This is a genomic window from Frigoribacterium sp. ACAM 257 (assembly GCF_007954365.1).
Classification (GTDB): domain Bacteria; phylum Actinomycetota; class Actinomycetes; order Actinomycetales; family Microbacteriaceae; genus Frigoribacterium.
The window spans coordinates 1,191,747-1,215,509 of sequence record NZ_VOLO01000001.1; the positions used below are offsets into that span (position 1 = coordinate 1,191,747).

23 protein-coding genes and 1 pseudogene are annotated in these 23,763 nt (G+C 71.9%); 9 read left to right on the forward strand and 15 right to left on the reverse strand.

What is annotated here, in order from left to right:
- Positions 1 to 78 precede the first annotated feature (78 nt).
- The gene (gene pknB / locus ES689_RS05540; RefSeq protein ID WP_146901185.1) at positions 79 to 2,037 is read left to right on the forward strand and encodes a Stk1 family PASTA domain-containing Ser/Thr kinase; all 1,959 of its coding nucleotides are present in this window, start codon (positions 79 to 81) and stop codon (positions 2,035 to 2,037) included.
- 134 nt (positions 2,038 to 2,171) lie between these two features.
- Here the strand turns inward: pknB and ES689_RS05545 are convergent, their stop codons facing one another.
- From ES689_RS05545 to ES689_RS05555, 3 genes are all read right to left on the reverse strand, one after another.
- Entirely contained in the window at positions 2,172 to 3,500 is a 1,329-nt protein-coding gene (locus ES689_RS05545) for a class II 3-deoxy-7-phosphoheptulonate synthase (protein WP_146901925.1), read from the reverse strand.
- Between the two features lie 111 nt (positions 3,501 to 3,611).
- A complete protein-coding gene (locus tag ES689_RS05550; RefSeq protein ID WP_146901188.1) occupies positions 3,612 to 4,301 on the reverse strand; it encodes a 1-acyl-sn-glycerol-3-phosphate acyltransferase in 690 nt (229 codons plus the stop codon).
- A gap of 29 nt (positions 4,302 to 4,330) precedes the next feature.
- The gene (locus ES689_RS05555) at positions 4,331 to 5,281 is read right to left on the reverse strand and encodes an ROK family glucokinase (RefSeq protein WP_146901190.1); all 951 of its coding nucleotides are present in this window, start codon (positions 5,279 to 5,281) and stop codon (positions 4,331 to 4,333) included.
- A 121-nt stretch (positions 5,282 to 5,402) separates the two neighbouring features.
- Here ES689_RS05555 and ES689_RS05560 point away from each other — a divergent pair, with 121 nt between their 5' ends.
- Complete coding sequence (locus tag ES689_RS05560; protein WP_146901193.1) at positions 5,403 to 7,256, forward strand: long-chain fatty acid--CoA ligase; 1,854 nt, start codon at positions 5,403 to 5,405, stop codon at positions 7,254 to 7,256.
- 66 nt (positions 7,257 to 7,322) lie between these two features.
- Here the strand turns inward: ES689_RS05560 and ES689_RS05565 are convergent, their stop codons facing one another.
- On the reverse strand, positions 7,323 to 7,820 hold the full coding sequence (locus ES689_RS05565) for a peptide deformylase (RefSeq protein ID WP_146901195.1): 498 nt from the start codon (positions 7,818 to 7,820) through the stop codon (positions 7,323 to 7,325).
- 133 nt (positions 7,821 to 7,953) lie between these two features.
- Between ES689_RS05565 and ES689_RS05570 the strand changes: the two genes are divergently transcribed.
- A complete protein-coding gene (locus ES689_RS05570) occupies positions 7,954 to 8,766 on the forward strand; it encodes a ParA family protein (protein WP_146901198.1) in 813 nt (270 codons plus the stop codon).
- 128 nt (positions 8,767 to 8,894) lie between these two features.
- Here the strand turns inward: ES689_RS05570 and ES689_RS05575 are convergent, their stop codons facing one another.
- The 3 genes from ES689_RS05575 to ES689_RS05585 all read right to left on the reverse strand — a co-directional run bounded on the left by ES689_RS05575 (position 8,895) and on the right by ES689_RS05585 (position 10,862).
- Entirely contained in the window at positions 8,895 to 9,443 is a 549-nt protein-coding gene (locus ES689_RS05575; RefSeq protein WP_146901201.1) for a MerR family transcriptional regulator, read from the reverse strand.
- 154 nt (positions 9,444 to 9,597) lie between these two features.
- Positions 9,598 to 10,296, reverse strand: coding sequence for a MerR family transcriptional regulator (locus ES689_RS05580; RefSeq protein ID WP_146901204.1), 699 nt, complete (start codon positions 10,294 to 10,296; stop codon positions 9,598 to 9,600).
- A complete protein-coding gene (locus ES689_RS05585) occupies positions 10,296 to 10,862 on the reverse strand; it encodes an FHA domain-containing protein (RefSeq protein ID WP_146901206.1) in 567 nt (188 codons plus the stop codon). Before ES689_RS05585 ends, ES689_RS05580 begins: the two co-directional genes overlap by 1 nt.
- Positions 10,863 to 11,096: 234 nt before the next feature.
- Between ES689_RS05585 and ES689_RS05590 the strand changes: the two genes are divergently transcribed.
- Entirely contained in the window at positions 11,097 to 12,551 is a 1,455-nt protein-coding gene (locus ES689_RS05590; RefSeq protein WP_223269401.1) for a S1C family serine protease, read from the forward strand.
- Positions 12,552 to 12,607: 56 nt separating this feature from the next.
- On the opposite strand, the gene ES689_RS05595 is transcribed toward ES689_RS05590, so the two are convergent.
- The 4 genes from ES689_RS05595 to ES689_RS05610 form a co-directional block, all read right to left on the reverse strand.
- A complete protein-coding gene (locus ES689_RS05595; protein WP_146901209.1) occupies positions 12,608 to 13,504 on the reverse strand; it encodes an NUDIX domain-containing protein in 897 nt (298 codons plus the stop codon).
- The gene (locus tag ES689_RS05600; RefSeq protein ID WP_146901211.1) at positions 13,501 to 13,788 is read right to left on the reverse strand and encodes a hypothetical protein; all 288 of its coding nucleotides are present in this window, start codon (positions 13,786 to 13,788) and stop codon (positions 13,501 to 13,503) included. The genes ES689_RS05595 and ES689_RS05600 overlap by 4 nt, the downstream gene beginning before the upstream one ends.
- Positions 13,789 to 13,957: 169 nt before the next feature.
- A complete protein-coding gene (locus ES689_RS05605; RefSeq protein WP_146901214.1) occupies positions 13,958 to 14,344 on the reverse strand; it encodes a VOC family protein in 387 nt (128 codons plus the stop codon).
- Between the two features lie 102 nt (positions 14,345 to 14,446).
- Entirely contained in the window at positions 14,447 to 15,403 is a 957-nt protein-coding gene (locus tag ES689_RS05610; RefSeq protein ID WP_146901217.1) for a DnaJ domain-containing protein, read from the reverse strand.
- Between the two features lie 104 nt (positions 15,404 to 15,507).
- On the opposite strand from ES689_RS05610, the pseudogene ES689_RS05615 reads away from it, so the two are divergent.
- Positions 15,508 to 16,332: pseudogene (locus ES689_RS05615) on the forward strand (glycerol dehydrogenase); the annotation flags it as partial.
- A 71-nt stretch (positions 16,333 to 16,403) separates the two neighbouring features.
- Here the strand turns inward: ES689_RS05615 and ES689_RS05620 are convergent.
- Entirely contained in the window at positions 16,404 to 16,811 is a 408-nt protein-coding gene (locus tag ES689_RS05620) for a PGPGW domain-containing protein (RefSeq protein ID WP_146901219.1), read from the reverse strand.
- A 176-nt stretch (positions 16,812 to 16,987) separates the two neighbouring features.
- Here ES689_RS05620 and ES689_RS05625 point away from each other — a divergent pair, with 176 nt between their 5' ends.
- Positions 16,988 to 17,863 carry an aldo/keto reductase gene (locus ES689_RS05625; protein WP_146901222.1) on the forward strand — a complete coding sequence of 292 codons (876 nt, stop codon included), beginning with the start codon at positions 16,988 to 16,990 and terminating at the stop codon, positions 17,861 to 17,863.
- A 44-nt stretch (positions 17,864 to 17,907) separates the two neighbouring features.
- On the opposite strand, the gene ES689_RS05630 is transcribed toward ES689_RS05625, so the two are convergent.
- Complete coding sequence (locus ES689_RS05630) at positions 17,908 to 18,414, reverse strand: hypothetical protein (protein ID WP_146901225.1); 507 nt, start codon at positions 18,412 to 18,414, stop codon at positions 17,908 to 17,910.
- 151 nt (positions 18,415 to 18,565) lie between these two features.
- Between ES689_RS05630 and ES689_RS05635 the strand changes: the two genes are divergently transcribed.
- The 3 genes from ES689_RS05635 (at position 18,566) to manD (ending at position 21,613) form a co-directional block, all read left to right on the forward strand.
- Positions 18,566 to 19,420: an aldo/keto reductase gene (locus ES689_RS05635; RefSeq protein ID WP_146901227.1), complete on the forward strand. Its 855-nt coding sequence runs from the start codon at positions 18,566 to 18,568 to the stop codon at positions 19,418 to 19,420.
- Position 19,421: 1 nt separating this feature from the next.
- Positions 19,422 to 20,213 carry an EI24 domain-containing protein gene (locus ES689_RS05640; protein ID WP_223269402.1) on the forward strand — a complete coding sequence of 264 codons (792 nt, stop codon included), beginning with the start codon at positions 19,422 to 19,424 and terminating at the stop codon, positions 20,211 to 20,213.
- A 161-nt stretch (positions 20,214 to 20,374) separates the two neighbouring features.
- Positions 20,375 to 21,613, forward strand: a complete 1,239-nt coding sequence (gene manD, locus ES689_RS05645) for a D-mannonate dehydratase ManD (RefSeq protein ID WP_146901230.1) — start codon at positions 20,375 to 20,377, stop codon at positions 21,611 to 21,613.
- Positions 21,614 to 21,652: 39 nt separating this feature from the next.
- Here the strand turns inward: manD and ES689_RS05650 are convergent, their stop codons facing one another.
- Both ES689_RS05650 and ES689_RS05655 read right to left on the reverse strand, forming a co-directional pair.
- On the reverse strand, positions 21,653 to 22,135 hold the full coding sequence (locus ES689_RS05650) for a VOC family protein (RefSeq protein WP_146901233.1): 483 nt from the start codon (positions 22,133 to 22,135) through the stop codon (positions 21,653 to 21,655).
- A 150-nt stretch (positions 22,136 to 22,285) separates the two neighbouring features.
- Positions 22,286 to 23,752 (reverse strand): NCS2 family permease, encoded by a 1,467-nt coding sequence (locus ES689_RS05655; RefSeq protein WP_191330185.1) that lies wholly within the window; start codon positions 23,750 to 23,752, stop codon positions 22,286 to 22,288.
- Positions 23,753 to 23,763: the final 11 nt, after the last annotated feature.

Here is a 23,763-nt window from a genome sequence, read left to right on the forward strand (position 1 = left end):
GACTCCGTGCGGACCTCGTTCGACACGCGCCGGTGAGCCGCGTCGGACACCGGCCCTCCGGCTCGTAAGATCGCCTCGATGAGCGCGAACCAGACTGACCCGATGATCGGCCGGCTCATCGACGACCGGTACCAGGTCCGTTCGCGCATCGCCCGCGGCGGCATGGCCACCGTGTACCTCGCCACCGACCTGCGCCTCGAGCGCCGGGTCGCGATCAAGATCATGCACGGGCACCTGGCGGACGACGCCTCCTTCAAGGAGCGGTTCATCCAGGAGGCCCGTTCGGCCGCGCGGCTCGCCCACCCGAACGTCGTGAACGTCTTCGACCAGGGCCAGGACGACGACAGCGCGTACCTCGTCATGGAGTACCTCCCCGGCATCACCCTGCGTGAGCTGCTGCAGGACCACAAGGTCCTCACGAGCGAGCAGGCCATGGACATCCTGGAGGCCGTGCTCGCCGGCCTGGCCGCCGCCCACCGTGCCGGCATCGTCCACCGCGACCTCAAGCCCGAGAACGTCCTGCTCGCCGACGACGGACGCATCAAGATCGGGGACTTCGGCCTCGCCCGAGCCGCGACGGCCAACACCGCCACCGGCGCCGCCCTGCTCGGCACGATCGCGTACCTCTCCCCCGAGCTCGTGACCCGCGGCGTCGCGGACACGCGGAGCGACATCTACGCACTCGGCATCATGCTCTACGAGATGCTCACCGGCGAGCAGCCGTACAAGGGCGAACAGCCCATGCAGATCGCGTACCAGCACGCGAACGACACGGTCCCCTCGCCGAGCTCGGCCGATCCGTCTGTGCCCGCCGAGCTCGACGAGCTCGTCCTGTGGGCCACGGCACGTGATCCCGAGCAGCGTCCGCGGGACGCCAGGGCGATGCTCGACCAGCTGATCGACGTCCAGCGCGTCCTCGCCGACCCCACCGGGGCTCCCCTCGGGCGCACCATGGTCCTGCCCCCGGCCTCAGCGACCATGGTGCTGCCCCGCGGCGCGACCGGAGAGACCCAAGCACTCCCCAAGGCGCGCCACCGGACGGGACCGGTCGGACCGGCAGCGGTCGACACGGCGGCCGAGCTCGGCCACGCGGCCCGGAGACGGCGGCGGCGGGGCTTCGTGTGGATCGTCGTCGTCCTCCTGCTCGCCGTGGCCGGCGGCGGCGCGGGATGGTGGTTCGGCGCGGGTCCGGGCAGTCAGGTGGCCGTGCCGGACGTCACCGGTCAGGACCCTGCCGCGGCCGCGTCCGTCCTCGAGGCGGCCGAGTTCGTCGTCGCGCCGGACAACGCCGCCGACTTCTCGGTCGAGGTGCCGACGGGACAGGTCATCGGGACCGACCCCGGCTCGTCCTCGCGCCTCCAGAAGGGCTCGACCGTCACGCTGGTCGTCTCACAGGGCCCGCAGCCGCTCGACCTGCCGACCGTCGTGGGGCAGACCGAGGACGCGGCCCGCGCCTCCCTCTCGTCGTTCGCCGTGCAGGACAGCACGACGCAGTTCGACGCCGCCGACCCGGGCACGGTGCTCGCCGTCTCGGGGGTCGACGCCACGGGCGCGGCCGTCGACCTGGCCGACACGGCCCAGTACGGCGAACAGCAGCCCGTCACCCTGACCGTGTCGCTCGGTCCTGTGCCCGACGTCGTCGGCCAGACCGTCGAAGAGGCCCAGGCCGCGCTCCAGGCGGTCGAGCTCACCGGCGTCGAAGCCGGCACCGAGTTCAGCTCCGACGTCGACGAGGGCTCCGTGATCCGCGCCGACCCTCAGCAGGACGGTCCGGTCCGTCCGGGCGCCTCGCTCGACCTCGTGGTCTCGAAGGGCCCGCCGCCCGTCACGGTCCCTGACGTCACGGGCAAGACGATCGACGAGGCGACGGCCCAGCTGCAGGCGCTCGGCCTCCGCGTGAGCTACGACCGGTGCACGGCCTTCACCTGCGCGTTCTACGACTGGGAGGCCAGGCTGCCCGTGCTGGCGACCGATCCCCCGGCGCAGAGCACCGCCGCGCGCGGCTCCACGGTGCGCCTCAGCTACCGCGTCGAGTGAGCTCGCGGCCGCAGTGACCGCGGGATCGCCTCCACCCCGGCCCTTGCCGTCGTCGGCAGGGACGACGACGGGCCCGTCTCGCTGAGGAGACGGCCCCGTCGTGTCGGCCGGCCCGGCGGCCGAGGGAGCTGGGCCTAGTTGGCCGCCAGCTCCTCCGCCACGAGGAACGCCAGCTCGAGCGACTGCATGTGGTTCAGGCGCGGGTCGCAGAGCGACTCGTACCGAGTGGCGAGCGTGGCCTCGTCGATGTGCTCCGATCCGCCGAGGCACTCGGTCACGTCGTCGCCGGTCAGCTCGATGTGGATGCCGCCCGGGTGCGTGCCCGCGGCACGGTGTGCCTCGAAGAAGCCCTTGACCTCGTCCATGATCTCTTCGAACCGACGGGTCTTGTAGCCCGTCGGGGTCGTGAGGCCGTTCCCGTGCATCGGGTCGCTGACCCAGAGCGGAGTCGCGTCGGCGCCCTTGATCGCCTCGAGCAGCGGAGGAAGCGAGTCACGGATCTTTCCGGCGCCCATCCGGGTGATGAACGTGAGGCGACCGGGCTCGCGCTCGGGGTCGAGCACGTCGATGAGACGGAGCATGTCGTCCGGCGTGGTCGACGGGCCCAGCTTGACGCCGATCGGGTTGCGGACCCGCGAGAGGAAGTCGACGTGCGCCCCGTCGAGGTCGCGGGTGCGCTCGCCGATCCACACGAAGTGCGACGACAGGACGTAGGGGTCGCCGGTCCGCGAGTCGATGCGGGTCATGGGTCGCTCGTAGTCCATCAGCAGCCCCTCGTGGCTGGTGTAGAACTCGACGCGCTTGAGCTCGTCGAAGTCGGCGCCGGCCGCCTCCATGAAGCGGATGGCCTTGTCGATCTCCTTCGCGAGGTGCTCGTAGGCGGCGTTGGCCGGATTCGACGCGAAGCCGCGGTTCCAGCTGTGCACCTGACGGAGGTCGGCGAAGCCGCCCTGCGTGAAGGCGCGGATCAGGTTGATCGTCGATGCAGAGGTGTGGTACCCCTTCACGAGACGGGCAGGGTCGGCCCGTCGGGACTCGGGCGTGAAGTCGTAGCCGTTGACGATGTCGCCCCGGTAGGCAGGCAAGGTCACACCGTCGCGGGTCTCGTCGTCGCTCGAGCGCGGCTTGGCGAACTGGCCTGCCATGCGCCCCATCTTGATGACGGGGACGGAGGCGCCGTACGTGAGGACGACGGCCATCTGCAGGATCGTCTTGACTCGGTCGCGGATCTGGTCGGCGGTGGCGCCGGCGAACGTCTCGGCGCAGTCGCCGCCCTGCAGCAGGAACGCGTCCCCGCGGGCCGCCGCGGCGAGCCGGTCGCGCAGCGTGTCGACCTCGCCTGCGAAGACGAGCGGAGGGAGCGCGGCGATCTCGGCCGACGCTGCCTGGACCGCAGAGGGGTCGGGCCACGCGGGCTGCTGCTTGATGGGGAGCGTGCGCCAGTAGTCGAGTCCGTCGATCACGTCGGTGGTGGAGGCGTCGGTGACGACGCCCGCGGACGGTTCGGCGATGGGGACCACGGTCTTCCTTGCGGCTAGGGCGAGCCAGGGACCGATCGATCCCGGCGGTCGAGCCTACCGCGCGGAGGCGACGCGCTTCTCCTTCACCGAGGACGCGTAGACGTCGGCGTACTCCTGGCCGCTCAGGGCGCCGAGCTCGTACATGATCTCGTCGGTGATCGACCGGAGGATGAACCGGTCGCCCTCCATGCCCTCGAACCTGCTGAAGTCGAGCGGCTCGCCGAAGACGATGCCGACCCGTCGGATCTTCGGGATCTTCGTGCCGGTCTTCATCACCTTCTCGGTGTCGATCATGGCGACGGGCACGACGGGGACGTGCCCCTCGAGGATCATGCGCGCCACGCCGGTGCGGCCTCGGTAGAGCTTGCCGTCGGGGCTGCGGGTGCCCTCCGGGTAGATGCCCAGCTGCTCGCCGCGGCGCAGGACCGACAGGCCCGTCGCGAGCGACGCCTCCGACGCCTTGCCGCCGGACCGGTCGATCGACAGCTGACCGGTGGCGGTGAAGAACAGCCGCATCGCCCTGCCCTTGATGCCCGACCCGGTGAAGTAGTCGCTCTTCGCGAGGAAGGAGATCCGACGTTCGAGCGCGAGCGGCAGGAAGATCGAGTCGACGAACGAGAGGTGGTTGCTCGCGAAGATCACGGCACCGGACGCCGGGACGTTCTCGAGGCCCCGGACCCAGGGCCGGAACACGGTGAGCATGAGCGGGCTCGCCACCATCGTCTTCAAGAACCAGTAGAGCATCGGGGCTCCTCCCTCTCGGCGGTCGGAGTCTATCGAGTGGACGCGTGCAGCCTGGCCAGGTCGGCGGCGCCCACGACGCCCGCGTCGTTGACCAGCTCGGCGATGACGAAGTCCGGTTCGGGGTGGAAGCCCCGAGCGGGCAGGTGCTCGTGGAACGCCTTGCGGACGGGGGCGAGGAGGAGCTCGCCCGACTGCGCGACTCCCCCGCCGAAGACGAAGACCTGGGGATCCAGGATGGCGGCGAGGGAGGCGGCGGCCTGGCCGAGCCACGTGCCCAGCTGGCGGAGCGCCTCGAGGGCCCCCGGGTCACCCGCCTGCATCAACGCGGCGACGTCGTGGCCCGAGAGCTCGCCCTTCTCGGCACGCACGGCCGCCAGGGCGGAGCCGACGCCGCCGAGGTCCGCGACCTCGCCGGCCATCCGCAGCAGGGCGCGGCCGGATCCGTACTGCTCGATGCAGCCGCGCGCACCGCAGCCGCAGGGCAGGCCGTCGGGCACGATGCGCATGTGGCCGAGCTCGCCCCCGGTGCCGAAGCCGCCGCGGAGCAGGCGGTCCTGGGCGACGACGGCCCCGCCGACTCCGGTGCCGATCGTGAGCATCGTCATGTCGCTCGCGAGGCGTCCGGCGCCGAAGCGGAACTCGGCCCAGCCCGCGGCGTTCGCGTCGTTGTCGATCGTGATGTGCAGGTCGAGCTGCTCGGAGAGCCGGGCCCGCAGGGGCTCGTTGCGCCACGGGATGTTCGGCGTGTAGTAGACGACGGACTGCGAGGCGTCGATGAACCCGGGAGCCGCGACGCCGGCGGCCACGACGTCGGGATGACGAGCCTGCAGCTGCTTCACCATGGCGACGACGGCGTCGACGATCGCGCCGGCGTCGCCGGCAGGGGTCGGGACCCTCTCTTCTGCGACGATCTCGCCGAGCTCGGTGACGACTCCGCCCGCGATCTTGGTCCCGCCGATGTCAATGCCTATTGCCTGCACGAGCGACGAGTCTAGCCTCGGGCGCTCTCCTGCCGTTCCCCGACGCCCCCAGATCGTCACGGGACGGACGGACGGGCCCCCGCTAAGCTCGTCGGACCCTGCCGGTGCCGAAGGAGCTGCCGTGAACGAACACACCGTCCCCCTCGTGGTCCCCGCCGACCCGACCGCCAACGCGACCGACCTGCTCGTGGAACGAGCCGCGTCGACGCCGAACGAGCCGTTGTTCTCCGTGCCCGACGGCACGGGCGGCTGGACCGACGTCACGGCTGCCGAGTTCGCCGCCCGTGTGCGCGAGGTCGCGAAGGGCCTCATCGCCGCCGGCATCCAGCCCGGCGACGTCGTCGGCCTGATGAGCCGCACCCGCTACGAGTGGACGCTGATCGACTTCGCCGTCTGGTTCGCCGGCGCGCTGCTCGTGCCGGTCTACGAGACCTCGTCGCCGAGCCAGGTGCACTGGAACCTCAGCGACTCGGGCGCCGTGGCGGTCATCGTCGAGACTGCGGACCACTTCGCGCGCTTCGACGAGGTGCACCCCGAGCTGCCGGACGTCGCCCACGTCTGGCAGATCGACCTCGGCGACCTCGACAAGCTCGCCCGCTCGGGGCGGGGCGTCTCGGACGACGAGCTCGAGCGCCGCCGCACGCTGGCGAACGGCGACGATCTCGCCACCATCATCTACACGTCGGGCACCACCGGTCGCCCCAAGGGCTGCATGCTCACCCACGCCAACTTCGTCGAGACCAGCCGCAACGCCGCGGTGGCCATGGGCGACGTCGTGGCGCCGGGCTCCTCGACCCTCCTCTTCATCACGACGGCCCACGTCTTCGCCCGGTTCATCGCCGTGTTGTCCGTCCACGCCGGGGTCAAGGTGGGGCACCAGGCCGACACCAAGCAGCTCCTGCCGTCGCTCGCCTCCTTCCGCCCCTCGTTCCTGCTCGCGGTGCCCCGCGTGTTCGAGAAGGTCTACAACTCGGCCGAGCAGAAGGCCGAGGCCTCGGGCAAGGGCGGCATCTTCCGCCAGGCCGTCGCCGTCGCCATCGCGCACTCCAAGGCCCTCGACGAGGGAACGGTGCCCGTCGGCCTGCGCCTCCGCTTCGCCCTCTTCGACCGGCTCGTCTACCGCAAGCTCAAGAAGGCGATGGGCGGGAACATCCGCTACGCCGTGTCGGGCTCCGCCCCTCTGGGCACGCGCCTCGGGCACTTCTTCCGCAGCCTCGACATCCGGATCCTCGAGGGCTACGGCCTGACCGAGACCACGGCGCCGGCCTCGGTGAACCTGGTGTCCCGGTTCAAGATCGGCACGGTCGGGCCGGCGCTGCCGGGTGTCTCGCTGCGGATCGACGACGACGGCGAGGTGCTGGTGAAGGGCGAGAACGTCTTCGCCGGCTACTGGAGGAACGAGGAGGAGACGGCCGCGGTCATGCAGGACGGCTGGTTCCGCACGGGCGACCTGGGCAGCCTCGACAGCGACGGCTACCTCACCATCACCGGCCGCAAGAAGGAGATCATCGTCACGGCCGGCGGCAAGAACGTCGCCCCCGCCGTGCTCGAGGACCCGATCCGGGCGAACCCGCTCGTCGGCCAGGTCGTCGTCGTGGGCGACCAGCGCCCGTTCATCTCGGCGCTCGTCACCCTCGACACCGAGATGCTGCCGGTCTGGCTCAACAACGCGGGCGAGGCGGCCGACATGCCGCTCGCGGAGGCTGCCGAGCACCCTGCCGTCCTGGCCGAGGTGCAGAGGGCCGTCGACCTCGCGAACGAAGCGGTGTCCCGCGCAGAGTCGATCCGCAAGTTCGTCGTCCTGCCGATCGAGCTCACCGAGGCCAGCGGCCACCTCACGCCCAAGATGAGCGTCAAGCGCGCCGTCGTGATCGAGGACTTCGCCGGCCAGATCGCCGACCTGTACTCGATCTACCCGAACACGGAGTCGGTCAGGACCGTCTCCCCGGCCGGCGAGGGCGGGCCGATCAGCTGACCCGTCGACCCCGTCGGCTCCTGGATGCCCAGCGCCGCGGCGCCCGTGTCGCCTCGGGGCTGCAGCTCAGGCCCGCCACCAGTCGCTCGCCCGGATCTGCCTCAGGGCGTCGCGGCGGGTCTCGGTCTCGAGGGTCATGACGTAGAGGGTGCCTGCGAGGTGGTCCGTCTCGTGCTGCAGCGCCTGTGCCATGAGGCCGTCGCCCTCGAGCACGACGGGGTCGCCCGCGAGGTCGATCCCCTCGACACGGGCGTGCGACCAGCGCGGAGTGGGGAACCAGAATCCCGGCACGGACAGGCAGCCCTCCTCCACGAGCTCCTTCTCGCCCGACACGTCGGTGATCTCGGGGTTCAGCACGTAGCCGACGTCACCGTCGACGTTGTAGCTGAAGGCCCGGAGCCCGACGCCGATCTGCGGTGCCGCCACGCCGGCCCGACCCGGCTCGCGCACGGTGTCGAGGAGGTCGTCGACGAGCGAGGCCAACCGGGCGTCGCCGACCCGGACGCGATCGGAGGGCGACCGGAGCACCGGGTCGCCGAAGAGTCGGATGGGGCGGACGCTCACGACGAGCACCTCCTGGGGGACGGGACGGAAAGGGGGGCTCGGGGCCACCGGAGAAGAGGGAGCCTGCCGGGATCGCCCGTCGAGCGACGTGGCGTGCAGGCGCTTCAAGAATAGTGACGGTATCGTCGTCGTCGTGCATGTACTCAGCGTCAGTTCTCTCAAAGGCGGCGTCGGCAAGACGACCGTGACGCTCGGGCTCACGTCGGCGGCCTTCGCCAAGGGCCTCAGGACCCTGGTGGTCGACCTCGATCCGCAGTCCGACGTCTCGACCGGTCTCGACATCACCGTCGCGGGCCACCTCAACGTCGCCGACGTGCTCGCGTCCCCGAAGGAGAAGACGGTCAGGGCGGCGATCGCCCCCAGCGGCTGGACCAAGGGCCGCACGGGCAAGATCGACGTCATGATCGGCAGCCCCTCCGCCATCAACTTCGACGGTCCGCACCCGTCCATCCGCGACATCTGGAAGCTCGAGGAGGCGCTCGCCAACGTCGAGGCCGACTACGACCTTGTCCTGATCGACTGCGCCCCCTCGCTCAACGCCCTGACACGCACCGCCTGGGCTGCCTCCGACCGCGTCACCGTGGTCACCGAGCCCGGTCTGTTCAGCGTCGCCGCGGCAGATCGCGCTCTCCGCGCGATCGAGGAGATCCGTCGCGGACTCTCCCCCCGCCTCCAGCCCCTCGGCATCATCGTCAACAGGGCTCGCGTCCAGTCGATCGAGCACCAGTTCCGCATCAAGGAGCTGCGAGACATGTTCGGCCCCCTCGTCCTCAGCCCGCAGCTCCCCGAGCGGACGTCGCTGCAGCAGGCCCAGGGCGCCGCAAAGCCGTTGCACGTCTGGCCGGGCGAGAGCGCACAGGAGATGGCGCGCAACTTCGACCAGCTGCTCGAGCGGATCATGCGCACGGCGAAGATCGGCGACTACGCGGAGCCTGCCCCGCGCTGACCGGGACGCCCGCCCTGTAGCGGCGGGACGCGACTGGCGACCTGCTGGACGCCCGACGCAGACGAATGGCAGGACTCTCCCGGCGACGAGATGCGGACGTCTGACGGAAGCGACCTGGCGGCAGGACCTCAGCTCGCGCGGTCGCCACGGCGAGCAGCGAGCTCGTCGGAGGGATCTGCGGCCGGGGTGCTGTCGAGCTCGACGAGGCTCGTCTCGACCTCGCGGAGGACCTTGCCGACGGCGATGCCGAACACGCCCTGGCCACGGCTGACGAGGTCGATGACCTCGTCGTTCGAGGTGCAGAGGTAGACGCTCGCGCCGTCGCTCATCAGCGTGGTCTGTGCCAGGTCGCTGACCCCCGCCTCCCTGAGCTGGTTCACGGCGGTGCGGATCTGCTGGAGGGAGATGCCGGTGTCGAGGAGGCGCTTCACGAGCTTGAGCACGAGGATGTCGCGGAAGCCGTAGAGACGTTGCGAGCCCGAGCCTGCGGCGCTGCGGATGGTGGGCTCGACGAGGCCGGTGCGGGCCCAGTAGTCGAGCTGGCGGTAGCTGATGCCGGCGGCACGAGCGGCGACGGTGCCGCGGTAGCCGCTGTCGGCGTCGAGCTCGGGCATGCCGTCCGTGAAGAGCAGGCCCCGCTCGTAGCGGGATCCCTCAGGGGAACCTGACTCGTTCATGCACTTGCCTTCCACGTCGTGATCTGACCCGAAACATTCAACGCAGGGTTGATGGTTCGACCTGGTCCCACGGTACCCACATCGGGCTCTCGTCGAGGCGACATCCGTGTCGAGGAGTCGGCGTGTCGAGGATATTCGTCGCCGGGCGTGCCGTCTACGTGTCGAGGCGGTCGAGGGCCGAGCGGATGAGCGAGGTACGGACGACCTCGAGCTGCCCGGCGAGTTCTCGGGAGAGCTCGGCCACGCGGGCACGACCGGCCGGATCGCGGCGGCGCGCCACCGATGACAGCGCGCTCTCGATCAGGCTGAGCTCACGCTCGGCGGCCGCTCGGAAGCTGCGCAGGTGGCGGGGCTCGATGCCCGAGCGACCGAGCTCGACCAGCGCCACGAGCACGGCGAGGGGCTCGTCCCCGTAGGTCTCGGACGGCGAGATCAGAGACGAGGCGATCGCGTCGTCGAGAAGGGCCGAGGAGGCGCCCGACTCGCGGAGCAGATCGGCACGGGAGAACCGGCGCACGGTCGAGAGCATCGACACGGGAGCGGAGCCGGTGGGGAGGGTCGACGGTCGACCGGCGTCGAGGTCGTCCAGGTGCTGCCGGATGACCTTGAGGGGCAGATAGTGGTCGCGCTGCAGTCCGAGGATGAAGCGGAGGCGCTCGACGTCGGCCGACGAGAACTTGCGGTAGCCCGATGCCGTGCGCACGGGCGTCACGAGCTGGCGCTCCTCGAGGAAACGCAGCTTGCTGTTGCTCAGATCGGGGAACTCCGGCTTCAGACGCGCCAGGACCTGCCCGATCGTCAACAGGTCGGACGACCCGGCCGGCGACGACCGGGCGGCGGCGGAGCCGGGCACTACTGGAGGGCCAGGTTGGCCAGGTCGACGCGCGAGGCGTAGAAGGTGAGTCGGAACTTGCCCACCTGCACCTCTGCGCCGTCGCTGAGCAGGGCCTCGTCGATGCGGACGCCGTCGAAGTACGTGCCGTTGAGCGACCCGAGGTCGTTCACCGTGAAGGTCGTGCCCGAGCGGCGGAACTCGGCGTGCTTGCGGCTCACGGTGACGTCGTCGAGGAAGATCCCCGCGTCGGGGTGTCGACCGGCGACGGTCACGTCCGAGTCGAGCAGGAAGCGCGCACCGATGTTCGGGCCCCGCCGGACGACGAGGAGAGCAGACCCGGACGGGAGGGCGGCCACTGCCTCGCCCTCGTCGGTCGTCGCGCCGCCCTGCAGGGCGGCGAGCTGCGCCTGGTACTCCTCGTTGAAGCTGAGGGTGGTGTCGACCTCACGGGAGGACCCGGGGACGCCCTGCACGGGCGTGTGCGCCGTGTGGTCACGGGCACCGTGGTCACGGGCACCCTGCTCGCGGGCGCCGCGCTCGTCGGGGCTGTGCTCGTCGGGCACGTGGTGAACGGGCTCTGCCATCGTGGACCTCCTTCGGATGACCAGCGTATCGGATCAGCGACGCCCGACGGCAACGCTTTTCCCACGGACAGCCTCGGGGCGGAGCGGTGTCCGTCGAAGGGCGGACACGGCCCTGGGCTGTCGGCTGTTCCTCCGAGAACTCACGACCGCCTCCTCGGCCGTTCATAGGAAATCGATGGGCGAGCGACGTTCCCTTGTCCTCATCACCTCGACCACCGCCTCAGGAGGCACCCCATGAACGACCGCGAGAGCGACGCCGACCGCCCCGCTGACCAGCCGACGCCCGCGACGACGCCGAGCCCGAGCCCCACCCCGGCCGACGGGGTCCCCGCGGGGACGCACCCGGCCGAGGCGCACACGCTCCCCCACCTGACGGGCTCCCCGGACGCCCGCTTCGTGTCCGCTCCGGTGGAGGACCCGGCCGCCACGCAGGGCGGCCCGACCGCCTCGACGGCCGCCCTGCCCCCCGCCTTCGGGCCCCGCCCCCCGCGTCGTCGTCGTCCTGCCCGGTGGGCCCTAGTCACCGGCGCTGCCGCGGTCCTCGTGCTCGGGGTCGGCGGTGCCGGCGTCGGCGCGTGGTCGCTCGGGCACTCCGTGGGCCTGGCCGCCGCCGAGGCACGGCAGCAGACCTATCAGCTCTCCCCCCAGCAGCTGCCCTCGCAGGGCTCGCCGTTCGGCAGCTCGGACGGATCGTCGTCCGGGAACCAGCTGCTCCCCGGCCAGGGCGGGACGGGCAGCGCCGACGGCACGGGCGACGCCGAGTCGTCGGCCACGGCGGCCACCGCGGAGGAGACGCAGGGCGTGGTGACGATCGTGAGCACCCTGAACTACGACTCGTCGTACAAGTCGGCCGGCACCGGCATGGTGATGACCGCGGACGGGCTGGTGCTCACGAACAACCACGTCGTCCAGGGCGCCACGAGCATCGAGGTCACCGACGAGACGACCGGGCGCACCTACACGGCGACGGTCGTGGGGACCGACGCCACGAACGACGTCGCCGTGCTGCAGCTCGAGGGCGCTGACGGGCTGTCTCCCGTCGACTTCGACGCGTCGGGCGACGTTGCCACCGGCGACGCCGTGCACTCGACGGGCAACGCGGGCGGCACGGGAGACCTCGTCACGGCCGAGGGCACGGTGCTCGCCACCGACCAGGCGATCTCGGTCGCCAGCGAGACGGGAAGCGGCACCGAGTCGTTGTCCGGCCTGATCGAGCTGCAGTCGGACGTCGTGTCGGGCGACTCCGGAGGGCCGCTGCGGGACGCCGACGGCGAGGTGGTCGGCATCGTGACGGCCGCCTCCTCGGGCACCGCCCCGATCACCGGCTACGCGATCCCGATCTCGCACGCGCTGTCGATCGCGGAGCAGATCGTCGCCGGCCAGGGCAGCTCCACGGTCCAGATCGGCCTGCCGGCGTTCCTCGGCGCGCAGATCTCGGGGACGGCCACGGGGACGGGGGCCGGTGTCGTCATCGCCGGCACCGTCCAGGGCAGCGCCGCAGAGTCGGCCGGCCTCGTCGCTGGCGACACCGTCACGGCACTCGACGGGACACCCGTCGCGGACGCCTCCGCGCTGACCGCGGCCGTCCAGGCGCACGACGCCGGCGACCAGGTACAGCTGACCTGGACGGACGCGGCGGGCACGAGCCACACCGCGACCGCGACGCTCGGCGAGGGCCCCGCGGCCTGACCACGGCACGCGCACGAAGGCCCTTCCTCCGACCAGGAGGGAGGGCCTTCGTGCGGTCAGCCGAGCAGGTCCAGGAGGCGGCGGGGACCCACGACGGATCCGCCCGCGGCGCGGACGCGGTCGGCCAGCTCACGGTCGGCCGTCACGACGACGACCCTGGGGACTGCTCCCCCCGCGGTCGCCGCGGCGACGCGCCGCTCGACCTCGACGACGATCGTGTCGTCGCCCTCGCCCGGAGCACGACGCACCGTGAGCCCGTCGACGTCAGCGGCGTCGCGCGCGTCGCCCTCGAGCACGACCGTGGTCGTGGGCCACCACGACGTGGCGGCGCCGGGACCCTCCGGCGGCGCGCCGGACAGGAGCGCGGCAGGGAAGCCGGCCTCGAGCGCGTCGGCCAGGGACCCGAGGAGGCGGGCGGCGCCTCCTGCGCGGTCCCGCCACCAGCCGTCGGGTCGGGACCCCACCACGTTCGCCGCGTCGACGACGAGGTGCACGTCGTCGTCGAGCTGGGCCCGGAGGCCGGGCCACGACGCCGCGAGCCCGGGGTGCAGCGGCAGGACGTCGAGCTCGGCCCGCGGCACCCACCGCAGCTGGAGGCTCTCGGCGTCGGAGATGACGGGCGCGAAGGCGCGCGTGACGGCCGCGACGACGGTCGTGTACGACCAGAAGCCGAGATCGAGGACCGACTCGGAGCGGAGGCGGAGGGCGTCCGCGGGGACGGCGGCCTCCTCGCCCGCCTCGCGCAGCGCCCCGGCGACGGCGGTCTCGTCGAAGTCCCGTGCGCCGCCCGGGAGGCCCCAGGTGCCGCCGAAGTGGCTCCACTCGACACGGTGCTGCAGGAGCACCCGGTCGTCGGCGTCGATCGCGAGGAGACCGGCCGCACCGGCTCGGCCCCAGAACCGACGTCCGTCGGGGCCCTCGACCCAGCCGTCGGCCGGCCCGTGCACGGTCACGACTGCTGCGACAGGACGACGAGCCCTGCCACGGTCCCGAGGACGGCGAAGGCGCCGAGCACGAGCCCGACGATCGCGAGGACGAGCCCGGAGCGGAGGGGGCCGCGGGAGCGCAGCGCCCTGCTGCGGCGGATGCCGAGCACGCCGTAGACGAGGGCGCCGAGCGAGAACACCACGTTGAGCGCAGGGATCGGCACCGCGAAGGCGAGCACGCCTGCCGCCACGGACAAGAAGGCGGCGACGGGGCGCTCGGAGGCGGGGCGGGGGTCGGCGTCGCGCGTCATCGCTGGTGCTCCTCGGGTCGGGGCCCCCAGGCTACCGGCCCCCGGTCCGGGGACGGCGCGGCACCCAACCGGCGGGCCGGGGACTCCGAACGAGGACAGGGGGCTGGCCCGGAACCCGATGTCGGGTCAGCCCTCCCTCCGGCTGGCGGCGTCTCGGCGCCCGCTGCCGTCACTGCTGCTGGACGGAGAAGACGTTCCCGGCGGGATCGTGGAACCAGGCGATGTCCGGACCGTGGCCCGAGGCCCGCCCGCGGACGACCTGGTCCTCGCCCGCCCAGGGCCCGCCGGGGTCGGGAGCGACTCCGCGCCCGGCCAGGTCGGCGAGGGCGACGTCGAGGTCGTCGACGACGAGGTTCAGCACGGTGAAGCCGGCCGGCCGGTGGTCGTCCTTGCCGTAGACGAGGACCCGCGCGGAGCTGCCGGGCAGCTCGAGCTGCAGCATCGTGCCGTCCATCAGCGGCGTGACCGCGAGTCCCATCACCCCGCCCCAGAACTCGGCCGCGGCCGGGACGTCGTCGACGCTGAAGCCGCTGTAGGCACTGACGGGCTCGAACACCGGGACCTCCTCGATCGGGTGACCAGTGTGCCCCTCCGGGCACGCCGGGGGAAGCGCCGCGCGTCGATCGACCTCGACCAGGACCACGACCTCGACCGGGGCTCAGACGAAACGGACGGTCTGCTGCAGGCGCTCGCGGATCTCGAAGACGTCGGAGAGCGCCGTCCGGTCGCCCAGCTCGGGACCGTGGCGGAGGACCTGGGCGAGGAGCGAGCGTCGGAGGACCCACGTGCTGCCCCGTCGCCCGCGCCCGACCTGCTCGAGCGCCGTGGGCAGGTCGTCGTCGGGCACGACGATCAGCTGGTGGGTGAAGGACACCCGGGTCTCGCGCCGCACGGCGCGCGCCTGCCGCGTCACGTCGCGGACCGGTTGCTCGTCGAGGGGGATGCCGGGGCCGACGAGATCGCCCTTGGACACCGTCACCTCGCTCCCCCAGTCGGACGACTGGACGGCGAACAGGCCGGAGGGGCCGAGCACGACGTGGTCGAGCTTGCCGTCGGAGCCGGCGTCGACGTCGCTCCAGATGGTGAAGCCGATGCCGAGCCCGGTCACGATGGCGACCGTCGCCTCCTCGGCCAGGGCGTCGGCGAGCACGTGCCGGATCTCCGGGGGCGCGCTCCGCACGAGGGCCTCGTCGTAGGGGTCGTCGAGGGGCACGCCGCGACCGACCCACTCGCGCATCAGCGACAGGTACCGCTCGCGGTTGGCCCCGCCGGGATGACCGTGCACTCGCGCTCTCGGACGGGAGTCCGTCCTCTGCGGGTCGCGGGGCGGGGGTGCCCAGCCGGGCGTGTGCGGAGCGGACGCGGAGAAGTCCGAGGCCGAGCTGCCGGACGCGGACGACGACGGGCGCCGACGGTCGTACGCGGCCCGCGCCTCTGGCGTGCCCACCGCCTCCCACGCCAGCTGCAGGTCGCGGAACGCGGAGGCGCTGCCGCCGAGGTCGGGGTGCGTCTCGCGGGCGAGGCGCCGGTAGGCCCGGCGCAGGTCGTCGTCGGAGGCCGTGGAGGGGACGCCGAGCACCTCGTAGGCGGTCGCGGAGGCAGGACTGGGCGTCACCCCGCCACGATATCGGGCCGGGGCTGGACTTCTCGTCGACGTCCACCGGACGCGGAGGCGCCCCGCCTACCGTTCACGGCACACGTCACCCAGGAGAGGAAGACCACGCCACCGGCATCCGCTGGGTCAGCGTCCCGACCGTCGCCTCGACGGATGCGCCGACCTCGGCCCTGGCCGTCGTCTACACGGACGAGGGCGAGTTCATCGAGTACCGGTTCTTTCCCCGCAACCCCGACCTCGTGCTGATCGACACCCAGCTCGTCGCGAACGCGCCCGTCCAGTTCTTGGTCGCCGGGATCGGCGACGCGCTGGCCACCTGGATCGAGGCCCGGGCCTCGGCGAAGGCGGCGGCCACCACGATGGCCGGCGGGCTCGCGACCCAGGCGGGCACCGCGCTGGCCGAGCTGTCCTGGCGCATCATCCACGAGAACGCCCTCTCGGCCCTCGACGCGGTGCGCGACGGCATCGTCACGCCCGCGCTCGAGTCGCTCGTCGAGGCCAACACCCTGCTGTCCGGCCTCGGCTTCGAGTCGGGCGGCCTCGCCGCCGCGCACGCGATCCACAACGGCCTCACCGCCGCGCCCCAGACGCACGGCCTGACCCACGGCCAGAAGGTCAACATCGGCTCGCTGACCCAGCTCGTGCTCGAGGGGGCGCCCCGCGCCGAGATCGAGGACTTCGTCGAGTTCACGACCCGCGTCGGCCTGCCGAACACGCTCACCGAGATCGGTCTGAGCCCGGACGACACCCGAGCGCTGGAAGCAGTGGCCGCGGCTGCCACGGTCGAGTCGGAGACGATCCACTCCATGCCGTTCCCGGTGACGGCCGACGACGTCGTGGCGGCGCTCACCTCGATCGAGCGCCTGTCCCGGTCCATCCGCGCCGAGAAGGGGCTGCCGGAGCCGGTGGAGTACGAGGCCGCGCACTAGCGACTCCTCCGGCACCGTGACCGCAGAGGGCCCGTCCACGATCGTGGACGGGCCCTCTGCGGTGTCGTCGGTCAGGCGCGCGCGGCGGCGCGGTTCGCCCGCCAGGCGCGCCAGCGCAGCCGGAGTCGGTGGGCGAGCCGGCGGACGGCCTGGGTGACGCGGTGCGCGGCCGGGAACTCGGTGCCGAGGACGGCGACCCCGACGAAGACGATCAACCATCCGGGACCGGGCAGGGGGACGAGCACCAGGCCGACGGCGATCACGACCACGCCCGCCAGCGCCACGCCCACCTTGTAGGCCACGCGGAGGCGGGGGTAGCCGTCGAGCTTCTCTCGCCCGGCACGCCACCGAGCTCGCGCCCGGGCGGCGCGGCCGAGACCCTTCTCGGAGGCGCCCGGAGGCGTCGCACCACCGGGAGCGCCGTCGTCGTGCGTGCCGGCGGCGGGCCGGGAGGGGGCCACGGCGGTCTCGGAGGTCATGCGGAGAACCTAGGCGGCTCCCCTGGCAGACCCCGCCGTGGCGCCTGCCAGGCACCTGGGCGCCGGTCGTTCCTGGGAACGGGGAGGCCGGGCGGGCGTACCCAGGAGGCAGGTCCCCTCCATGCGGGGACCGCCACGATCACGAGCGCCGCACCGCTGCGGCACGAGGAGGACCCATGAAGTCGAGGACCATCGGAGACGTCACCGTGAGCGCGATCGGCCTGGGCGGCATGCCCCTGTCGATCGAGGGCCGGCCGGACGAGAAGCAGGCGATCGCCACGATCCACGCCGCGCTCGAGCAGGGGATCACGCTGATCGACACCGCGGATGCCTACCACCAGCCCGGCACCCACGAGATCGGGCACAACGAGTCGCTGATCGCCCGGGCTCTCGACAGCTTCCACGGCGACACCTCCGACGTGCTCGTCGCGACCAAGGGCGGCCACCTCCGCCCCGAGGCCGGTTCCTGGGCGCAGAACGGCGACCCTGCCTACCTGAAGGAGGCGGCGCGCGCGTCCGCGCGACGCCTCGGCGTCGAGACCATCGGCCTCTACCAGTTCCACCGCCCCGACCCGGCCGTGCCGTACGCCGACTCGGTGGGCGCCCTGGCGGAGCTGCTCGACGAGGGCGTCATCCGCATGGCCGGCATCTCCAACGCGACGGTCGACCAGATCCGCGAGGCGAACGACGTCCTCGACGGGCGCCTGGTCTCCGTGCAGAACCAGTACTCCCCCGCGTTCCGCTCGAGCACCGAGGAGCTCGTGCTGTGCGACGAGATGGGCATCGCCTTCCTGCCCTGGAGCCCGCTCGGCGGCATCACGAACGCCGCGGACCTCGGCACGAAGCACGCCGTCTTCGCCGAGATCGCCAACGCGCGTCGCATATCGCCGCAGGTGCTGACACTCGCATGGGAGCTGCACGCGTCCGAGCTGGTCATCCCCATCCCCGGGTCGACTCGCCCGCAGACGATCATGAACTCGGCGACTGCCGCGACGATCAAGCTGTCCGCTGACGAGGTCCAGAGGCTGGACGTCGCCGCCGACGCAGCGTGACGTGACGGGCGCCTCCCCCGGGCGACGGCCCGTGCGGGCGAGGGTCAGTGGTACGGGTTCCGCATCGGGATCAGCTGCGGGCCCTCGCCCGGCAGGTCGAAGCCCTCGGGAAGGTCGGTCGCCGTGATCTGTCCCGGCAGCCGCGGGGCAGGGTCGAAGCCGCCCGGCGTGCGTCGCACCTGGCCGCGCAGCGTCAACGGTCCGCGGCGGAGCCGCTCGTCGAGACCCCTCGCCCACGTGGCCACCGCGAGGTCGTCGAGGGGCGTCTCGCCTTCTCTCTGCCAGACGAGCACCACCGACCGTGCCCGTACGTCGCTGGCCTGGTCGCGCACGACGCGCTCGAGGGAGGCGACGTCGCGTCCGTACGGCAGCCTGGGCAGGCCCCTCAGCCTGATGACGCTCGCGCAGGGGTACTCGCCTCGGTCGAAGAACGCGACGTAGGCCAGGTCCTCGTCACAGGGTTCGTCACAGACGACGCTCGCCCACTGGGCGAGAGCGGACTCGGACGAGGTGGCGGGCAGGGGCGGGACGGTGCGGTCAGTCGTGGTCATGGGGACCACCGTGCCGGACGGGCAGTCCCGGATCGACCCGCGCCTCCTCCGCTGTGGACACGGGCCGAGCTCGCGGAGCCTGGGGAGGAGGGACGACGGCGGACCTGAGGAGGGCGAACCCGGCAGGCGACCTCCCGGGCACACTGGGGCGATGGCTGCTCACGAGAACCCGCCCGTCGCCTTCCCCGACGGACGCACTGTGCCCGCGCTCGGACTGGGGACCTGGGAACTCGGCGACGACCCCCGGCGGCGGGACGCTGAGCTGGCGGCCCTCCGCGAGGGTCTCGACCTCGGCCTGACCTTGGTCGACACGGCCGAGATGTACGGCCACGGCGCCTCTGAGCAGCTCGTCGGCGAGGCGATCGCCGGTCGTCGGGACGAGGTGTTCCTCGTGAGCAAGGTGCTCCCCTCGAACGCGAGCCGCCGGGGCACCGTCGACGCCTGCCACGCCAGCCTGCGGCGTCTGGGAACGGACCGGCTCGACCTCTACCTGCTGCACTGGCGCGGCGGCCACCCGCTCGAGGACACGGTGGAGGCGATGGAGGCGCTCGTCGCCGAGGGATCGATCGGAGGCTGGGGCGTCAGCAACTTCGACGTCGACGACCTCGACGACCTCGTCAGGGCCACCGGTGGATCGTCGTCGCCCCAGACCGACCAGGTGCTCTACAACCTCGCCCGCCGCGGGCCGGAGCACGACCTGCTGCCGCGCCTGCGCGAGACGGGGACGCCGCTCATGGCGTACTCGCCCGTCGACCACGGCGAGCTCCTCGACCACCCGGTCGTCACCTCCGTCGCTGCCGATCTGGGAGTGACGCCGGCCCAGCTGGCGATCGCGTGGGTGCTCCGCCTCGCGCCCGACGTGCTGCTCGCCGTGAAGGCCGGCAGCGTCGAGCACGTGCGCGAGGACGCCGCGGCCCTGCAGGTCGACATCGACGACCAGGCCTTCGTGCAGCTCGAACGGGCGTTCCCGGCGCCGGCCCGCTCCGTGCCGCTCGAGGTGCGCTGACGTGTCGGCCCTGCGCGAGTTCGGCTCGGGCGTGGCCGTGCTCGGTCGGGGGCTGCGACTCTGGGGCACCTCGCCCCGGCTGATGCTGCTCGGCGCCGTGCCCGCCCTGATCGTCGGCGCCGTCTTCGTCGCTCTGCTCGTGCTCGTGAACGGACAGGCCGACGACTTGGCCGTCGTGCTGACGCCGTTCGCCGACCGCTGGCCCGAGTGGGGCCAAGTGCTCGTCCGGGTCGGCGTCGGCGTCGCGGTGTCGCTGCTGGCAGTGCTGCTCGCCGTGGTGACCTTCACCGCCGTGACGCTGCTCGTCGGCGATCCGTTCTACGAGCGAATCTGGCGGCACGTCGAGCAGAGCGAGGGCGACGCCCCGGCCGACGTCGAGCAGGGATTCTGGCGCGGCGTGCTGCGGAGCGCCGGCGACTCGGTCCGCCTGTTGCTCGCCACGGCGGCGGTCGGAACCTGCCTGTTCGTCGGCGGCTTCGTGCCGGTCGTGGGGCAGACCCTCGTGCCCGTGCTCGGAGCGCTCACCGGCGGGTGGTTCCTCGCAGTCGAGCTCACCGGCTTCGCCCTCGACGCGCGCGGACGGTCGCTCAGACAGCGCCGGGCAGCCCTGGCGGCGAACCGCTGGCGGACGCTCGGCTTCGGGACGGCGACCTGGTTGTCGTTCTTCGTGCCCCTCGGGGCCGTCGTCGTCATGCCCGCCGCCGTCGCGGGCGCGACCCTGCTCGCCCGCGACGCCGCCCGCGAGCAGGACGCGCGCGGCAAGATTCAGGAACTCACACCGCCGAGTTCCTGAGTCGTGCACGGATCAGGACCGCGCCTCCCCCCGCTGCACGGATCAGGACCTGAGTTCCTGAATGAGGAGCCGCACGGACAGGGGCGCGCTGGCGTGCGGCGTCCAGGTGCGACAGGGTGGTGAGGAGGCATCGCCGCCTCCATCCAGTCGAAGGAGACCGTATGAAGATCGACAAGGCCGAGGTCATCGTCACCAGCCCTGACCGCAACTTCGTCACGCTGAAGCTGACCACCGACGAGGGGGTCACCGGACTCGGCGACGCCACCCTGAACGGCCGCGAGCTCGCGGTCGTCGCCTACCTCGGCGAGCACGTCGTGCCGCTGCTGATCGGCCGTGACCCCGGCCGCATCGAGGAAACCTGGCAGTTCCTCTACCGCAGCGCCTACTGGCGCCGCGGCCCCGTCACCATGGCCGCGATCGCCGCCGTCGACGTCGCGCTCTGGGACATCAAGGCCAAGGTCGCCGGCATGCCGCTCTACCAGCTGCTCGGCGGCGCCTCCCGCACCGGCCTGCTCACCTACGGGCACGCCTCCGGGAAGGACCTGGACGAGCTCTTCGACAGTGTCCGCGACCACCAGGAGCAGGGCTACAAGGCGATCCGCGTGCAGACCGGCGTGCCCGGGCTGAAGTCGATCTACGGCATCGCCTCGAACGCCACCTTCGACGCCAACACCGGCGTGCGCTACGACCACGAGCCCGCCCAGCGCGGCGCCCTGCCGAACGAGGAGGACTGGGACACGCGCTCGTACCTGCGGCACGTGCCGACCGTCTTCGAGGCCGTGCGGAACGAGTTCGGGCCCGAGATCCCGCTGCTGCACGACGGCCACCACCGCATGACGCCGATCCAGGCGGCATCGCTCGGCAAGAGCCTCGAGCCCTACGACCTGTTCTGGCTCGAGGACGTCACCCCGGCCGAGAACCCCGAGGCGCTGCGGCTCGTCCGGCAGCACACGACGACTCCCCTCGCGATCGGCGAGATCTTCAACACGGTCTGGGACTACCAGCAGATCATCCGCGAGCAGCTGATCGACTACGTCCGGAGCGCGGTCACGCACACCGGTGGCATCACCCACCTGCGCAAGGTGCTCGACTACGCCGCGCAGTACCAGATCAAGTCGGGCATGCACGGGCCGACCGACATCTCGCCCGTCGGGATGGCGGCCGCGATGCACCTCGGCCTCGCGATCCACAACTTCGGGATCCAGGAGTACATGAAGCACGGCGAGAAGACCGACTCCGTCTTCCGGCAGAGCTTCACCTTCGTCGACGGGATGCTGCACCCCGGCGAGCAGCCGGGCATCGGCGTCGAGCTCGACGTCGACGAGGCCGGCACGTACCCCTACGAGCAGGCGTACCTGCCCTACAACCGCCTGGCCGACGGGACGGTGCACGACTGGTGAGCCGTCCCCCGCTGCTGAGCTGAGGAGGCGGCGGGCGGGTCAGTCGCCGCGGTAGGCGGCCTCGAGGTCGGCGACCACAAGACGGCCCATGCCCATCATCGCCTCCATCGCGCGGGAGGCGCCGGCCGGGTCGGCCCCGCCGACGGTCCGCTGCATCGCGCTCGGCACGACCTGCCACCAGAAGCCCCAGCGGTCGCGGACCCAGCCGCACCGCCCCTCCTGGCCGCCGTCGGACGCGAGGGCGTCCCAGATCCGGTCGAGCTCCTCCTGGTCGTCGACCGGCACGGAGAGCGAGACGGCCTCGTTGGGGACGAACCCCGGGCCTCCGTTCAGGCCCTGGAAGCCCTGGCCGTCGAGGTCGAACTCGACGACGAGCGCCTGACCGGCCAGGGCGGGGTCGGGGAAGTCGTCGGGGTAGCGCGACACGTGCGAGATGTGGGAGACCGGGAAGAGCGAGACGTAGAACGTCGCGGCCGCCTCGGCCTCGCCGTCGAACCACAGGACTGGGGTGATGCGGGGCACGGGGCGCCTCCTCGAGTCGGTCGCGTCGGCGACGGTGCCGGTGCGTGCCGCAGACGCTACCGCGCTCCGTACTCGTCCCGCACCCCGAAGTGGACGATGCACCCCGACGTATCGGGGTGCATCGTCCACTTCGGGGTGTCGCGGGGCAGGTCAGCCGATCAGGGTCTCGATCGGGCCGCGGACGAAGTAGACCAGGAACCCGACGGCGACGATCCAGAGCAGCGGGCTGATCTCGCGCGCCTTGCCCGAGAACGCACGGACGATCACCCAGGTGACGAAGCCGACGCCGATGCCGTTGGCGATCGAGTAGGTCAGCGGCATGACGATGATCGTGAGGAACACGGGCAGTGCGACGCTGAAGTCGGTCCAGTCGATGTCCTTGATCTGCGACACCATCAGAGCGCCGACGATCACGAGCGCCGCGGCGGCGACCTCGAGCGGCACGACCTGGGTCAGCGGCGTGAAGAACATGGCGAGGATGAAGAGCGCTCCGGTCACGACCGACGCGAAGCCTGTGCGGGCCCCCTCGCCGATGCCCGAGGCCGACTCGACGAAGACCGTGTTCGACGACGAGCTCGTCGCGCCGCCCGCGACCGCGCCGATGCCCTCGACGACGAGCGCCGACTTGAGGCGCGGGAACGTGCCGTCGGGCGCGGCGACGTCGGCGGCCTTGGCGAGGCCGGTCATCGTGCCCATGGCGTCGAAGAAGTTCGTGAAGACGAGGGTGAAGACCAGCATGACGGCCGACAGCCAGCCGATGCGCGCGAAGGCGCCGAAGCTGACGTCGCCGATCAGCGACAGGTCGGGCAGCGCGACGATCTGCGTCGGCAGCACCGGCGCGTTGAGGTTCCAGTCGTCGAGGTTCTGGCCGTTCGAGGTGGGCACCTGGAAGATCGCCTGCAGGACGATCGCGATGACCGTCGAGGCGACGATCCCGATGAAGATCGCACCGCGGACGCGACGGGCCATGAGCACGCCGATGACGACGAGGCCGATGACGAACGTGATGGTCGGCAGGGTGCTGATCGACCCGCCGTCGCCGAGCTGCACCGGGGGCGACGCGTTGCCGCTGGTGCGCACGAAGCCCGAGTCGACGAGGCCGATGAACGCGATGAACAGGCCGATGCCGACCGTGATGGCCGTCTTCAGGGCAGCGGGCACCGCGCTGAAGATCATGCTGCGGAGGCCCGTGACGGCGAGGATCGTGATGACGAGGCCGTTGATGACGACGAGGCCCATGGCCTCGGGCCAGGTCACGTCCTGCACGACCGTGACCGCCAGGAACGAGTTGATGCCGAGGCCCGCGGCGAAGGCGAACGGGAGTCGCGCGACGGTGCCGAAGAGGATCGTCATGACGCCGGCGGTGAGGGCCGTGACCGCGCCGACCTGGCTGTTCTGCAGCCAGCCGCCGAGCACGTCCTTCGCGGCCTGGTCCTCGCTGAAGCCGCCGAGGATCAGCGGGTTGAGGATCACGATGTAGGCCATCGTCACGAAGGTGACGACGCCGCCTCGGATCTCGCGGGCCCAGCTCGAGCCGCGGCCGGTGATCTCGAAGTAGCGGTCGAGGGCACCGGACACGCCGGGGCGGCGAGAGTCGGTGGACACGGGGGTGGTCATGAGGGCTCCCG